General features: G+C 42.8%; 13 protein-coding genes. 7 read left to right on the top strand and 6 right to left on the bottom strand.

Translation table 11 applies throughout. The features are described 5' to 3' along the window. Positions 1-5 precede the first annotated feature (5 nt). The 5 genes from ACVBDU_RS03535 to ACVBDU_RS03515 all read left to right on the top strand — a co-directional run bounded on the left by ACVBDU_RS03535 (position 6) and on the right by ACVBDU_RS03515 (position 4,897). Positions 6-1,484, top strand: a complete 1,479-nt coding sequence (locus ACVBDU_RS03535; RefSeq protein WP_447178402.1) for a RagB/SusD family nutrient uptake outer membrane protein — start codon at positions 6-8, stop codon at positions 1,482-1,484. A 25-nt stretch (positions 1,485-1,509) separates the two neighbouring features. Next, positions 1,510-2,373 (top strand): zinc-binding metallopeptidase, encoded by an 864-nt coding sequence (locus ACVBDU_RS03530; RefSeq protein ID WP_447178401.1) that lies wholly within the window; start codon positions 1,510-1,512, stop codon positions 2,371-2,373. A 4-nt stretch (positions 2,374-2,377) separates the two neighbouring features. Continuing rightward, on the top strand, positions 2,378-3,754 hold the full coding sequence (locus ACVBDU_RS03525; protein ID WP_447178400.1) for a DUF4302 domain-containing protein: 1,377 nt from the start codon (positions 2,378-2,380) through the stop codon (positions 3,752-3,754). Positions 3,755-4,026: 272 nt separating this feature from the next. After that, on the top strand, positions 4,027-4,479 hold the full coding sequence (locus ACVBDU_RS03520; RefSeq protein WP_447178399.1) for a hypothetical protein: 453 nt from the start codon (positions 4,027-4,029) through the stop codon (positions 4,477-4,479). A gap of 37 nt (positions 4,480-4,516) precedes the next feature. Continuing rightward, a complete protein-coding gene (locus tag ACVBDU_RS03515) occupies positions 4,517-4,897 on the top strand; it encodes a DUF6876 family protein (RefSeq protein ID WP_447178398.1) in 381 nt (126 codons plus the stop codon). 45 nt (positions 4,898-4,942) lie between these two features. Here ACVBDU_RS03515 and ACVBDU_RS03510 read toward each other — a convergent pair whose 3' ends face one another. From ACVBDU_RS03510 to ACVBDU_RS03500, 3 genes are all read right to left on the bottom strand, one after another. Next, positions 4,943-5,521, bottom strand: coding sequence for an NAD(P)H-dependent oxidoreductase (locus ACVBDU_RS03510; RefSeq protein WP_447178397.1), 579 nt, complete (start codon positions 5,519-5,521; stop codon positions 4,943-4,945). A 72-nt stretch (positions 5,522-5,593) separates the two neighbouring features. Further along, positions 5,594-6,406: a helix-turn-helix domain-containing protein gene (locus ACVBDU_RS03505; protein WP_447178396.1), complete on the bottom strand. Its 813-nt coding sequence runs from the start codon at positions 6,404-6,406 to the stop codon at positions 5,594-5,596. Positions 6,407-6,531: 125 nt separating this feature from the next. Further along, positions 6,532-7,380, bottom strand: a complete 849-nt coding sequence (locus tag ACVBDU_RS03500) for a DUF2911 domain-containing protein (protein ID WP_447178395.1) — start codon at positions 7,378-7,380, stop codon at positions 6,532-6,534. Positions 7,381-7,797: 417 nt separating this feature from the next. On the opposite strand from ACVBDU_RS03500, the gene ACVBDU_RS03495 reads away from it, so the two are divergent. Together ACVBDU_RS03495 and ACVBDU_RS03490 are read left to right on the top strand one after the other, a co-directional pair. Further along, a complete protein-coding gene (locus tag ACVBDU_RS03495; protein WP_447178394.1) occupies positions 7,798-8,217 on the top strand; it encodes a thiol-disulfide oxidoreductase DCC family protein in 420 nt (139 codons plus the stop codon). A gap of 60 nt (positions 8,218-8,277) precedes the next feature. Further along, positions 8,278-9,711 carry an arylsulfatase gene (locus ACVBDU_RS03490; RefSeq protein ID WP_447178393.1) on the top strand — a complete coding sequence of 478 codons (1,434 nt, stop codon included), beginning with the start codon at positions 8,278-8,280 and terminating at the stop codon, positions 9,709-9,711. A 10-nt stretch (positions 9,712-9,721) separates the two neighbouring features. Here ACVBDU_RS03490 and ACVBDU_RS03485 read toward each other — a convergent pair whose 3' ends face one another. The 3 genes from ACVBDU_RS03485 to glmM are packed head-to-tail and all read right to left on the bottom strand — an operon-like array spanning position 9,722 to position 13,115. Then, on the bottom strand, positions 9,722-11,224 hold the full coding sequence (locus ACVBDU_RS03485; RefSeq protein WP_447178392.1) for an aminotransferase class V-fold PLP-dependent enzyme: 1,503 nt from the start codon (positions 11,222-11,224) through the stop codon (positions 9,722-9,724). A gap of 27 nt (positions 11,225-11,251) precedes the next feature. Beyond that, positions 11,252-11,704 carry a GNAT family N-acetyltransferase gene (locus ACVBDU_RS03480; protein ID WP_447178391.1) on the bottom strand — a complete coding sequence of 151 codons (453 nt, stop codon included), beginning with the start codon at positions 11,702-11,704 and terminating at the stop codon, positions 11,252-11,254. 16 nt (positions 11,705-11,720) lie between these two features. Then, positions 11,721-13,115, bottom strand: a complete 1,395-nt coding sequence (gene glmM / locus ACVBDU_RS03475; protein WP_447178390.1) for a phosphoglucosamine mutase — start codon at positions 13,113-13,115, stop codon at positions 11,721-11,723. Positions 13,116-13,718: the final 603 nt, after the last annotated feature.

Genomic DNA, 13,718 nt, shown 5'->3' with positions numbered 1-13,718 from the left:
TCCCTATGATGAAAAAACACCTGACATATAGTTTATTATGGTTAAGCAGTATCAGCTTACTGGTCTCATGCCAATCCTTCCTGGATGAAGTGCCCGATAACCGTACTGAAATCGATACTCCGGAAAAAATAAGCGAATTACTCACCGGAGCATACCCCTCGGGAAATTATTTTATGATTGCAGAGAGTATGAGTGATAATGCTGGAGCAAAGCCTGTAGAATCCAATAACCGGATCAATACCGAAATGTATCACTGGAGGGATATCAATGACGATTCACAGGATACGCCTACGTACTACTGGAATAGTTGTTATGCGGCCATAGCACAGGCCAATCATGCCCTGGAATCCATTAAGGAGCTCGGAGAAGGCAACAACCTGAACCCGCAAAAAGGAGAAGCCCTGATGGCACGTGCCTACGCTTATTTTATGCTGGTCAATTTCTGGTCCAGGCCCTACGATCCCGAAACGTCCTCTTCGGAATTGGGTGTCCCGGTGATCACCGAACCCGAAAAAGAAGTACTCGTTGAATATGACAGAGGAACCGTACAGGATGTATATAACCAGATTGAAAAAGATATCCTGGAAGGGCTTCCCCTTACTACCGACAACTATGAAAAACCCAAATTCCACTTTACACCGCATGCAGCGAGGGCTTTTGCCACCCGGTTCTTTCTCTTCAAAGGAGACTGGCAAAAGGTAATTGCGTATGCCAATGAAGTATTGGGAAGTGATCCGTCCAAAAATCTCAGAAGCTGGAATGACGATTATGTAGGCCTGCAATATTCGGAAATAACCATACGTTACCAGTCTTCGGAAGAACCGGCAAACCTACTCATATCATCGTCCAATTCTCTTTATGCCAGAAGCTGGAGCTCGGTGACTTATGGATTGAGTGTTGCCAAGCTTAATGAACTTTTCACCTCTCCGAGTCATCCCCTGGGGAGCTGGGCCTATCCTGTTTACGGGACAGAAAATGTTTATAATATTCCCAAATTCGATGAGTACTTCGAGATCACCAATCTGAGTGCTGCCGTTGGTAATGCTCATGCCATGTCCGTTTTGCTCAGCTACGACGAGGTTTTACTCAACCGGGCAGAGGCTCATGCTATGCAAGGAGAAAACGAAGCTGCTATCCGGGATATAAATACTTTCTTTTCCAGGAAAACCGGAAATTACAATCCGGAAAATCTTCTGACCCAGAAAGAGATTGATGATTTTTACACGGTTACTCCGGGAGAATTCAACCCGTTCTATACTATTCCCGGGTCACAACTTTCTATCATTAAATGTATTGCAGAGTTACGCCGAAGGGAATTTTATCACGAAGGGATGCGATGGCTGGACAACAAAAGGTTCCGTATGGAAGTACGGCATGACGATGCCTTCGGAAATATTTCCGTTTTGTCCGCGGATGATCCCCGGAGGGAACTTCAGATCCCTCAGGCCGCTCAGGCTACGGGTATGATCGCAAATCCCAGATAAAGAAGACTAATTTAAAAAATCTGAAATGAAATACACCTGTAAATATATCATGCTTTTTGTATTACTACCCTTGCTTTGGGCCTGTAATAAAGAAGATTCGCTTTCACCGGAAAGCCGGTTAGACACAGCAACTCCTACCCTCTCCGAACTCGATGTCTGGATACGTAAAAACTTCATCAATCCGTATAATATCGATGTGGGTTATAAATGGGATGGTGACGAAGTAGACCAGAACAAATTTCTCTATCCACCTACAGAAGAAAATGTAAAACCCCTTCTCGAAGTGGTTGCTGCAGTATGGATCGATCCGTACAATGCCCTGGCGGGAGAAGATTTTATAAAACGATACGCCCCAAGGCAACTTTTTCTCGTTGGAGGTTATAATGTCAATCAATCCGGAACAATTACACTGGGAGTTGCCGAATCCGGAATGAAAATAACCCTCTTCAACGTGGATCAACTGGATTTGTCAGACCTGTCGGGTACAAGGAGATATTTTCATACCATCCAGCATGAGTACTGCCATATACTCAACCAAAACAAACCTTTCAACCCGGAATACGGAAAAATAACTCCTTCGGGGTACACGGCTCAATGGTTTAACACCAAAATCGATATTGCCCGGGAACAGGGATTTATAACTTCTTACGCCAAAGCGAGTGATTTCGAAGATTTTGCCGAGATGACATCAACGATGCTCAGCATGTCCAAAGAAGAATTTGATGCTATTGTAAACGGTATAACTTCCGAAACCGCAAAAACCAGTATTCGCAAAAAAGAAGGTATTGTAGTTGAGTATTTTGAAAGTGCATGGAGCATAGACATTTATGAGTTGCAGAAACAAATAGATGAAAAGATGAGGGAGATTATAAATAATCATAATAAGTAAACCGATGATAAAAACATATATATACGGGCTATGTCTCCTTGTCTTGCTGGGAGGTACGCTTCTGTCGTGCAGTAATGATGACGATAAACAATTATTCCCGGAATCTCCTTCGGAAAGACTTAGTGCCCGGGAACAGGAACTTAAAGATGCACTGTTATCTTCAGAAACCGGCTGGAAAGCAATCTACTTTACCAATAACGAAAGATTCGGAGGTTTTACACTGTTAATGAATTTTTCGGAGGATGGTACTTTAGAGATGACTTCCGATATCGATCATGATACGGCAGTAAAGTCAAGCCGGTACGATCTGAACCTCGGGGCAACGACCAAACTTACTTTTTCTACAAAAAACCATATCCATAAACTGAATGATTCCAAAGTTCCGGAAGAATTGGAAGGAACAGGATATATGGGAGATAACGAAATGAGTTTTTACGGCGAAAAGGACGGTAAACTCTATTTTAAAACCGTAAGGTCCGAAACGGATGTCGTTTTTGAAAAAGCTTCGACGGAAGACTGGAATAACCTCGTCGCACAGAACAGGGAGATGATAAACAATATTATTCCCCGTCCTGAAGACCCGGTATACCAGGTAATAAAAATTACCAGGGCCGGAAATAGTTCGCTGTATAATTTTAACTATAATACCCTCACGAGATTTGTGAAATCCGTAACCCCAATGGGTGACAATAAACTAATCGAAAGATCATTCGGTGTAGGATTCACCCCGGAGGGCCTGGTCCTTAATCCGTCTCTGGAAATAGAATCGGAAGAGTTTACGGACTTCACGTGGGACAAGGAAAACAGAAAATTTGTATCCCGATCCGAAGGATCCGTTGCCGAAATCATGTATTCGAACAAACCCGCTTATATCAATGATGATTATAAAAATATTGGTTCTTCTGTTCACTCTTTGGCTTTTTCTCCCGGGGAAAGGTTTGATCAGGTGCTAAATACTCAAAGATTTAGAGAAATGTATTCTCAGGTAAACATAGATGCACAAAAAGATTATCCGGAGTTCCGACTACAGGACATTGTTTTAAAATTTAATAAACAAGCAGACGATCCGCAAAACACACATACCTTGGATCTTTACTTTTTTTATGGTCAGACACGATATTTTGCATCTTATGCCGTAGAATTTAAAAAAGAAGATAAAAAACTTAAATTCAAATACTTAAATGAAGTAAATGGAAATGCTTCTGGTTTTAAAGAATACCTAATGCCACTTATAAATTTCTTTACCAATCCGGAAGGACTCATTGTTAATAATGAAGGTAGGTTTTGGCCACAATATACTAATCCGGGGTATACATTAACCAGTGCAGAAGATGCAACCTTAAGAGTTCATTGTGCAAGTAACTTTTACAAAAACAATTAAATAAAATACACCTTGTTCTCATGTTTTAGGTTTTTTTACCTTCGGGCCGTCCGTACAGACCACCGGGCGGCCCCTTTTTAAATATTAACATGATACGAGTATGCCGGTAGTAGAGTATACGAGTTATCAACATTCATCCGTATACCCGAACACCGGACTACCAAGGGCAAGATGCGTTTTGTCTTGTGGTAATACATACGATGTTAATGGAAATAAAAAAATGTCATGTACTGAACATTAGCACAAAAAAATACTCTTTTAAAAAAACAAATATGAAGAAAGTAAAAACAATTACAATTGGCATACTGCTGTTCATATGCCAGTTTTCCTGCTCAGGCGATGGTGATTCTATCGGCAACAATGTCCATATCCAAACCTTTGAATACAGCACAGACAAAGGAAAAGGATTAAAGACGATCTCCCGGGGAGATAAAGTATTACTGGAAGCCCGTGCTTCATCATTGACCAATACGTTTTATACTACCGTAATATTTATAGAGCCCGAAAACCCGAAGGACAGGGAAAACTGGAGCTTTAACAAAAGCTATTCATCTCAAAGAGATATAAAAGAAGAAATAAGCATTCCCGAAAACGCCCCGTCCGGGGTATATAAAATAGGGATTGCCATACAGGAGATCAAAGGTGGAAATTCAGAAAACCTCATGTCCGAAATAGATAACCTCCCTTCTTTTGCAAGAAGAATTAAAAATGTCGAAATCCGATAAGCTGTAAAGTAATCCTATCCCTGTCTCTTTCAGATCCATGAACACACTGACACATGGAAATATCAATAAGGTAATCCGTAAAAAGATCGAAAGTTTCCATAGCTCCGGTAAATTGTATTTTCATCCGGACCTCTTGTTTTATTACACGGACGGCATCAAAACAATTATGTCTCTTTTCAGAGAAGATCACCTGTTTTGGGATATAGCCGCACGGGCCCGACAATTGTCCGGAAACCATGGTTTTATACGTATTCGCCTGTACCTCACGGAAGGGGATGAATACTGGTTAGAATACAATACGAAGAGCGGGAAAACGCTTGAAAAAACCAGGATATATACAACACTTCCCATAGATAAGGGCATTTCCCTTTGTTTGTATTTTATAGGTCGTACTTTACTTCTGCCTACGGAATATTAAAGCCCCTTGCATGTACCCTTCTTCATCTCATCAGTTTTTAATATATTAACCTGCCGCATAGGTTTCCAGTACCGTTTTCAACCACCGCTCCAGGTCCGTTCCCGTAGCGCGGTCCGCACGGTCCAGATAAAAATGTTTAACAATTTCCAGTCCGGAGTACGTGTAAATCCCCGAATCCGAAGTAAGAGCCAACGCCCTGTCCATTCCCGTTTGCCTGTACTCTTCTGCAGATTTTCCATGGGTGTTCACGATTACTGTATTTTTCCCGCTGAGAAGCCCTTTCTGTACTCCATTGTCATACCGGTATGCAAAACCATAACTGAATACCCTGTCTATATACCCCTTCATCATTGCCGGAAGACCGGTCCACCAGACAGGATAAATAAACGTTATACAATCTGCCCAGGAGATATATTCCTGCTCTGTCTTTACATCGTGGGCAACAATCCCCTTGCGCTGTCCCTGAACATCACTAAGGGAAAGTACCGGGTTGAACCGAATACGGTATAGATCCCTTGTACGTACTTTGTGCCCGTTTCTTTTCAGGTAATCCTCCAGGTTCTCTTTCAACCATGCGTTCGCGCTTTCCGGATTGGGATGTGCGTAAACAATTAAATGTTTCATCTTTTCTACTTTTAATGTTGACAGGGTAAAAGTAGAACACACGAAATTCCTGAAATTGTAAGAAAACGAAATTCAGCTTACGGGGTTGCAGATCTCCTCCTGGAATTTGAGGTACTTCACCGGGGTGAGCCCCAGGTAGTATTTAAAATCGCGTATAAGCTGGCTTTGATCGTAGTATCCACACGTATGGATCACTTCAAACCAGTTTACGTCAGATACCGGCGTATGCTGTTGCAGCATTTCAATAGCCCTTAAAAACCGGTAATAACGGCGTATTTCTTTTGCGGAATATCCGAGTTGTTTTTTATGCCGGATCTGGATATTCCTTTCTGTCTGCCCGGTTTCTTCCGCAAGGGTTTTGATAACATCAAGGTTTTTATCTCCGAAATTGGTCAGGCGGTTGATAAGAACATCCCTGTCCTTCAGATATGGCCGGCAAAAATCGAGAATAAAATCTACCCGGCTTTCATTCGCAGGCAAATTTTTGAGTTCGGTCCATAACCCGGAAAAGCAATTGTTACCTGTTAAATCGTCGGGGTGGACCGCTATTCTTTCTTTTATTAAAATATTCCCGAAAAAACGATAAAAAGCATCATCTTTAAAATTAGCGACCAGGATTTCCGAACCGGGTACAAGGGTATAGTCAAAAGCTCTTTTTACCGGTCCCAGCAATAAACATTTCCCTATCTCCGTCTGCTGTTCTCCGGATTGTATTGAGGTTTTTTCACCAAAATTGAATATCAGTATGGTTTGATAAGAAGGTAGAAGGCTTTTGCATATGTTTTCTTCCGAACGGTTTATAGCAAAGTAGAAATGTGTAAATACTTCCCGGAATTCAGGAGGTACCGGAATACGATAAGCTTCATATGGCCCGGAGTCTGACATTTTTATGGCCGATCAATTGTTTTAACTTCCTTTTAAAAAAGCACAGCCCATATGGCAAAATATCATCCCGGTTCCTCCCGGGATGATATTTTAAATTATTTTTACAGCCTTAAGCGAAAGAAAAACTACTTAGCTCCCCACTCCTGCAGTGCATCCTTGTTCAGTTTCACATAATCCGCATTACCTGCTTTTTCCGCTCCGGCAAGGGATTGTTTAGCAGCTTCGATAGCTCCCTTTTTATCTCCCGCTTTATGGTAGATCAGTGATTTTTGGCGCAACATCCAGAAAGGGGCTTCTTCTTGCATGGATAATGCTTTATCGATCCATTCCTTGGATTTTTTAATGTCTTTGCCTTCCTCCAGGTAATATACCGCAGAAGAAAAATAATCGCGTGCAGAAGGACCGTTAAGCGTGCTTTCTATACTTGCTATAGCCTTGGCTTCCGTAGGTACCTCTATTTCCACACCGGCGTATACTCTTCCCCACATAATACCGAGTTCTGCCGAATTATTGGTGATATCCCCGAACAATATGGTAAAGGATTCGATATCAAAAGGAAGGTTCTCCGGTGTTACAGTCGTTTTCAATGCCACTTTACTGTCATCCCACTTCTGCGGATTCCCCCAGTTATTGGTGTCACTGTAAAATATTACCTCCCAGGAAGATGCATTGGGAATCGTATAAATAGCATAGCTGCCTTTTTTCAGTTCCTTCCCTCCTATCTTAACATCGTCACTGAAAGTGATCTTCGTGTTTTCATTGGCGCCGGTACGCCATACCTTTCCATAAGGGACCAGGCTGCCGAAAATTGTTCTTCCCCGCATGGCAGGACGGGAATATTCCAGGGAGATATCTGTCAGTCCCACCTGTTGTTCTACTTTCGAAGACGGACTCGGAGCCGGAGTCTTTACCTGTGCTGTAGCCATTACGGAAGCAATTGCAAAACCGCATAGCGCTAAAATGTGTTTTTTCATGGTTATTGTAATTGAATTAGTTATTATGAATGAATACTATTTTCGCCTTAAAGATAATGAAGAAATACAATTCACGAAGGCTAAACTTTACTTTTCCTGCAATCTTAATCCCTCTCTGTTTCGATATTGAAAGATCGTTTTTTATACGATTCAATCGGAAAACCCGGTGGCTTTGTGACTAAAACTACAACCCGGAAACCTGGAACTGGTATAATGCTCAAACTTGAAACCTGTAACTTGTTACAAAAAAATAATCCATCCAACTCCATCCCGATATATCGGGACTCCTCAAACCCAACTGTAACACTCTTACCACCTACCAATTACCCCTCCTCTGATATATAATGCGTTTACCCTGAAATCTGAAATCTCATATCTGAAATCTCACATCTTTTTACCGTATCTTTGATGTCAATCATGGCAACCTTGGAAAAAAATAAGAAAATCATACTCTTCGACGGGGTTTGCAACCTTTGCAACCGTTCCGTACAATTTGTAATTAAAAGAGATAAAAAGGACATTTTCCGTTTTGCTTCCCTGCAAAGTTCGTTGGGACAGAAATTACTTGCAGAACGTGGCATTGACCCGGAAAATACTGACTCCATAATTGTTATAGAGCCCGATGTGGCTTATTATACCCGATCACAGGCGGCCATTGAGATAGCCTCCGAAATGGGTGGCGGATGGCCTTTTCTAAGAGTCTTTGAATATATCCTTCCCGTTTCACTTCGGGACGGGTTATACGATTTTATTGCCCGCAACCGCTATAAATGGTATGGGAAAAAAGATCAGTGTATGATCCCTGCTCCCGAATTAAAAGCAAAATTCCTGGAGTAATCCACCAAAAGTACTCGAACACATTTTTTATTTCTATCTTTAGGGAAATCAATCATTCTTATGAAATTCCTTAAAGAAACTACTGTTATATTGTGTTTATGTATCTGTGCCTTACTGAGTTCGTGTAATACTAAATCAAATACAAAAAAACAGGATATCCCGCCTGCGGACTCCGCTCCCAACATTATTTTTATCCTGGCCGATGATATGGGGATAGGCGATCTGGGTTGTTACGGGCAAGAACATATTCTCACACCTAACATAGACCGATTGGCAGCCCAAGGAATGCGGTTTACCCGGTTTTATGCGGGTAGTACCGTCTGCGCTCCCTCACGTGCCAGCCTAATGACCGGGCAACACACGGGAGTAACCCATATTCGTGGTAACGGGGAGTATCCGCTAAGGGAAACGGATACGATTATTCCGCAACTGTTGCAAAAAGAAGGGTATACTACAGCCATGTTCGGTAAATGGGGATTAGGTGTAGAAGGCACCACCGGTGCACCTCAGAGAAAAGGCTGGGATCACTTCATCGGTCATCTCCATCATGTTGATGCCCATTACCAGCGGCCGGATTCGTTATGGCGTGTACGCGATGGCAAACTGGAAAAATTCGGTACCCCCTCAGACAGTTATGGCAATGAGATATTTGCGGAAGAAGCGCTGAGCTTTATAGAAAAACAACCGAAGGACAAGCCTTTCTTTCTCTACCTGTCTTTTACCATACCCCACGCGGAACTTATTACCGCAGAAAAATATATGGAGCCCTATCTCAATGAGTCGGGCGAAAGTCGTTTTATGCCGGAAAAGCCCTGGCCTGACGGACAGCATTACGGAGGGCAACCTTATCCTAAAGCCGCCTATGCCGCGATGGTAAGCAGTATCGATCAATATACGGGCCGTATAACACAACTGTTAAAAGAAAAGGGCATGGATGAAAATACCCTGGTACTGTTTACCAGCGATAACGGCACGCATATAGAAGGAGGTCGTACCATGGAGGACGTTTCTTTCTTTAAAAGCAGCGGACCTTATAAAGGCGTGAAGCGGGATGTATACGAAGGCGGAATACACGAACCGTTTATAGCACACTGGCCCGGTAAAATAAAACCCGGGCAGGTGAGCGATCATATCGGTGCTTTCTGGGATGTAATGCCTACATTGGCGGAACTGGGTGGTGTAAAGAAATTGCCCGCCAATAGCAACGGAATTTCCTTTGTCCCTGAATTACTGGGAAAAGGAAAACAGGCCGAACATCCGTACCTCTACTGGGAATTTTACGAACAGGGCGGCAAACAGGCCGTACGCAAACAAAACTGGAAAGCGGTACGGCTACAGGTGAAAAAAGATAATAATGCGCCGCTGGAACTGTATGATCTCGGTAAAGACCCGGAAGAAAAACACAATATAGCGGAAAAACATCCGGAGATCGTAAAGGAAATGGACAGCATCATGCGGGAAGCGCACACGCCCAACCCGTTGTTTTCTTTTTAGAAACAATTTCCTAGAATTCAAACCAGGATTTTACCTGCGCTTTGGTATCTGTTGTATGGGATTTGTGGAGGAATTCGTTTCTGGATTTATCATAAATATAATCCGAAGCCCATTCCTTATGATTTTCGGCAAGCGCCCGGATACTTTCGCATACATACCGTATTTCGTCACAGCTTAGTGTAGGGTGAATGGACATGCGTATCCAGCCCGGTTTTTTCATCAGGTCACCAAGTGTTATTTCTTCTACCAGCTTATTGGAGGTTTCCTGGTCTACATGCAGCAGGAAGTGCCCGTACGTACCTGCGCAACTACACCCACCCCGGGTTTGTATACCGAAGCGATCGTTGAGCAGCTTCACTCCGAGATTGTAATGAAGGTCGTCAATAAAAAAAGACAATACCCCCAAACGGTCTTTATGCTGCGGCGCCAGTATTTTAACGTTAGGTACATCCGATAGGAAATTAAACACCTGTTCCAGTATCTCATGCTCCCTGTCCAGGATATTCGCTACGCCCATCTGCTCTTTCAACCGGATACATAAAGCTGTTTTGATAGCCTGTAAAAACCCGGGAGTTCCGCCGTCTTCACGTTCTTCGATATTCTCTATGTATTTGTGTTCTCCCCAGGGATTAGTCCAGGTTACCGTTCCACCTCCCGGAGAATCGGGAATCATATTTTTATACAGTTTTTTATCGAAAAGCAATACTCCGGAAGTGCCGGGTCCGCCCAAAAATTTATGGGGAGAAAAGAAAATGGCGTCCAGAGAAGCTTCTTCATCCTCAGGATGCATATCGATCTCCACATAAGGTGCCGAGCAGGCAAAATCCACAAAACACACTCCGCCGTGACGGTGTATTACTTTGGCTATATCGTGATAGGGAGTCTGTATACCTGTTACATTACTACATGCAGTTACCGAAGCTATTTTCAATGGCCTGTCCCGGTGCTTCTCCAGCAACTCCAACAGGTTTTCCATACAAAACAGCCCTTCATCATCTGCCGGTACTACTTCTACAATAGCAACAGTCTCCAGCCATGATGTCTGGTTGGAATGGTGTTCCATATGGGTTATAAAAACCACGGGACGCAGATCATCCGGGATGGTGGTGTGTTTTCGGAGGTTTTCCGGCACTTTAAGCCCCAGGATACGCTGAAATTTATTAATAACCCCCGTCATTCCGCTTCCGGAGGTGATGAGTATATCATCCTTCTTTCCGTTTACGTGCTTCTTAATAATATGTCTTGCTTCATGATAAGCCAGCGTCATTGCCGTTCCGGACACTGTGGTCTCGGTATGGGTATTGGCTACGTACGGCCCGAAATCCCGTAACAACTTTTCCTCAATAGGCCGGTATAAACGACCGCTTGCCGTCCAGTCCGTATACACTATACGTTTTGTCCCGTAAGGCGATTCGAATTCCTGGTCAATCCCGACGATATTGTCCCGGAACGGTTTAAAATACGCTTCCAGTTCCGTCCGGAATATTTTGGATTCTTCTGCTGCTGTTACCATGATATAAATATTAATTAAGCCGTAAATCTATGCTTTATTAAGAGCCATGTGTAATATAGGGTATGGTTTTCCGGTACTGTCCAGTGCCGACCTGCCCACTATCTTAAACCCCATATGTTCGTAAAAACCTACGGCCTGCAGATTATCTTCGTTCACATCCACCTTATCCGCATGCATTTCCTTCACCGCATATTGCAGGAGCCTCTTTCCATAGCCTTTTCCCCTAGCCTCCGGGTGGATAAAAAGCATTTCTATACTGGGCCCGGAAACTCCCAAAAAGGCCACGATAGCCTGTTCTTCATTCCGGATACACTTTACGTCCATCATCTTTAAATACGTATTTCGTATTAAAGGACGGAAAAACACTATGTCTTCTTCTTTCACGAAATCGTGGGTAGCCCTGACTGAAGCTTCCCATACTTCTATTACTTCATCAAGATCCTGTTCTTCAACTATGTGTATAGGATATTCTTTAGTCATTCTTTAACCTTATTTATTATTTTACAGAAACCAGGTTTTCTATTTCGGATATTATTTTATCCGCAAGCGTATTGGCCTCTTCCTGGTTTTTTGCCTCGGTATAAATCCGGATAATAGGTTCCGTATTTGACTTTCTGAGGTGTACCCAGTTTTCGGGAAAATCGATCTTAACACCATCAATAGTCGATATATCTTCGTTTTTATATCTTTCTTCCATTTCCTTTAATATGGCATCTACATCGATCTGTGGTGTAAGCTGTATTTTCTTTTTACTCATAAAATACGAAGGATAACCTGCCCGGAGTTCACTTACCGGGATCTTTTTCTCCGCCAGGAGCGACAGGAAAAGAGCTACCCCAACCAGGGCATCCCGGCCGTAATGCAGTTCCGGATAAATAATCCCCCCATTACCTTCACCTCCTATTATAGCATTAGTCTCTTTCATCAGTTCCACGACGTTCACTTCACCTACGGCACTGGCACGATATTCCCCGCCGTGTTTTTCGGTGATGTCGCGCAAAGCTCTTGAAGAAGACATATTAGATACCGTATTGCCGGGAGTTTTGCCCAGTACATAGTCTGCACAAGCTACCAGGGTATATTCTTCACCGAACATCTCGCCGTCTTCACTCATAAAAGCCAGGCGGTCCACATCGGGGTCTACCACAATACCGAAATCGGCCTTTTCTTTGACAACCAGTTCCGAAATATCCGTAAGGTGTTCTTTTAACGGTTCCGGATTGTGTGGAAAATGCCCGTTAGGTTCACAATAGAGTTCTATAGCCTCCACTCCCAGCCTTTCGAGCAAACGGGGAATGGCAATCCCCCCGGTGGAGTTAACACCGTCTACAACAACCCTGAACCGGGCTTCTTTAATGGCTTTGGTATTGACCAGCGGAAGGTTCAGGACTTCATCTATGTGTATATCTATATAAGCTTCGTTTAGCGTCACTTTTCCGAGGTGGTCCACATCGGCAAACTCAAAGGTCTCGGCTTCGGCAAGTTCCAGTATTTTAGCTCCTTGTGCCGCGTTAAGGAATTCTCCTTTATGATTGAGCAGCTTCAGAGCATTCCATTGTTTGGGGTTATGACTCGCCGTGAGTATGATTCCGCCATCCGCATGCTCCAGGGGCACGGCAACTTCTACCGTCGGTGTGGTGGACAAATCCAGTTTTACCACATCTATTCCCAGGCCGGTAAGGGTTTGAATAACCAGTCCCTGTATCATTTCTCCCGATATCCGGGCATCCCTTCCTATGACTACTTTAAGTTTTTCTTTGCCCTGGTTCTCTTCCTTTAACCAGGTTCCGTAAGCCGCGGCAAACTTTACGGCGTCTATAGGTGTCAGGTTGTCTCCCGGGGCTCCTCCTATCGTCCCCCGTATTCCGGATATGGATTTTATTAATGTCATAAATATATTAAGTGTTGTTGTTTATTGCCCGTTTCCGACAAAAACGATGCTATGATTCCGCATTTTTGCCATAAAAACAGAACAAATATACAATTATCTGCTTTCAGATTCCGGAATAACGATTTTAGATTTGGAGTTAGTAGTGATTCATTAAATTTTGATAACAAGTCAGCTTCATCTCCTTTGTGTATACTTGGAGCCTCCTTCGGCATCTTAGGACATCGCTTTGTGGTTGATATTTAACCACAGAACACGAAAATTTACACAAAGTTCGCAAAGGCAAATTGAAATGAAAAAAACGAAAAGATGCTTGAAGCCTGTTATATTAGTACTTTACAAGGATGGACTAAAAATTAACGCATCACTACTAATTTGGAGTTATACTTCTAAATTATAAAACCGGGAGCCCTTATTTAAAAAACAAGGCCGGGAAATATGGTATATTACCAGATTCCCCGACCTGCAATAAGAACAAATACTGCCAGCTTCCATCGGTTTTTCATAAGTATATCTTGTTTTGATTGTAATTGGAAATTCTGTTAATATCTATACGGTATTACTTTAAACGGTCCGTTCCACTCTTCTAAAAGAAACAAATAATCT

It is taken from the genome of Sinomicrobium endophyticum, assembly GCF_052983315.1.
The sequence above is the reverse complement of the archived record's forward strand: the minus strand, read 5'-3'. Positions and strand labels throughout refer to the sequence as shown.